Below are 1,636 nucleotides of genomic sequence, written 5' to 3'. Positions count from 1 at the left end.
AACTAAAAGAGATGTAACAGGTGACCAGAAAATAGACATCATCCAGGTTCAGGGCATGCCATATGAAGAAGGAAGCAAGTTTCTGAAGAAAATCGAGTTAAGTGTGGAAAGCAATCGCCGTACAATCAGCGTCCCGCTTAAAGCTGGATATAATCCAGATCTCAAGGTTGCCGACTTGAATAATGATGGGGTCCAGGATGTATTGGTCACGGTTTTGATGGAAGGTAGAGAGCGGTTGATAACCAGTTACGCCTATACGTTCAAGGATGGAAAAGTGAAGGAACTGGAAATCCCTCCATCCGTTCCTGTAATGGCCCAATTTCTTGACGGATACAAAGCGGAAGTCATTATTGAAGGTCAAAAGCCTGTGGTGATAGATGTCAGTTCCAGAAGACAACCTTATGATGAAATGGGCATTTATCTAAATGGAAAACTAAATGAACCGACAGAGCTTTTGGTTGATCCATACTCTTCATTAAACCTAAAGCACGTTTTTGGAAAAGGGAAAGCGCTTGTGGGAGTCCAACATGTAAAAGGGTTCGATGAACGTGATTCGATAATGGAAATCAAATCAGTATGGAAGTATAACCATGGATGGCAGCTTGTAAAAGCTCAAGTTAAACCGGTCAAGGGAAAAAATAAATAGTGAATGGCAATAAGGGTTAGTATGGAATGAGTCATATTCAAGCATAAAGTAGGTTGACAGCTCTTGGTATTGAGGGCTGTTTTTTGTTTATATTTAAAAATTGACAATTTTTAAATATTTGGTAAAATTTAAATAAATCCAGTTTATACATAATAAATCTCTTTATTCTGGATTAAATGTAAGCGGATACAAGGGAGGTGCAGTCTTACGGAGTTAAAAGAGAAAATAATTGAAACATCGTTGGCGCTCTTCGATCAGCATGGTTTTCATGGTGTCTCCGTCAACGAAATCGTTAAGGCATGCGGAACTAGCAAAGGGGGGTTTTACCACCATTTCTCTTCCAAGGATGAACTCCTATTTGTCATTCATGATTACTTTATTTCATATGTTTTAATAAAAGCACAGGAAGCCATTTCAGAAAGTACCCATCCAACAGAAAAAATGCAAAAGATCATTCAATCATTCGTTAAAGTTTTTGACCTCTATAAACCACACATCTCAGTTTTCTATCAAGAAAGCATTTACTTAAAACCACCTTATGTTGAAGCAATCAAAAAAAAGCGTCAATTATATAAAGAAATCATTTTTTCCGTTATCAAAGAAGGCATTGACAAGGGAGTATTCCGCAGCGAATTGCCTGTGGAAATTACCGGAATGTCAATTCTGGGCATGGTCAACTGGTCCTACAAATGGTACAAAAGGGACGGTGGAAAAACGATTGATGAAATCGGTGATATTTACGTAGATTTAATTCTGAATGCCTTATTGACAGATGAACAAAAAGATGCGGAAATCACCCAGCCATTTCTACTGAAGAACAAAGTTGCAGTCGATTAAACAATTAACTTGATTTGTACAGACCAACTAGTCGGTCTCGATTGAAAGGGGAATGAATATATGGATTTTTCACTTACAAAAGAACAGCAGATGATTAAGGAAATGGTTAAGGAATTTGCCGAGAAGGAAATTAAACCCATTGCGATTGAGCTG

Annotated in this window: 3 protein-coding genes; all 3 read left to right on the top strand. The window is 37.8% G+C overall.

Features of this window, described 5'->3' with window-relative positions; all coding sequences use genetic code 11:
* On the top strand, positions 1–646 hold a 646-nt coding region (locus ACFVSH_RS26395; RefSeq protein WP_387708771.1), incomplete at its 5' end, for a hypothetical protein.
* A 186-nt stretch (positions 647–832) separates the two neighbouring features.
* Complete coding sequence (locus ACFVSH_RS26390) at positions 833–1,483, top strand: TetR/AcrR family transcriptional regulator (RefSeq protein WP_387599284.1); 651 nt, start codon at positions 833–835, stop codon at positions 1,481–1,483.
* Between the two features lie 60 nt (positions 1,484–1,543).
* Positions 1,544–1,636, top strand: a 93-nt coding sequence (locus ACFVSH_RS26385) for an acyl-CoA dehydrogenase family protein (RefSeq protein ID WP_387708772.1), incomplete at its 3' end; no start/stop codon positions are given.

This window comes from Peribacillus sp. NPDC058002 (assembly GCF_042886655.1).
Lineage (GTDB): Bacteria > Bacillota > Bacilli > Bacillales > DSM-1321 > Peribacillus > Peribacillus aracenensis.
The sequence above is the reverse complement of the archived record's forward strand: the minus strand, read 5'-3'. Positions and strand labels throughout refer to the sequence as shown.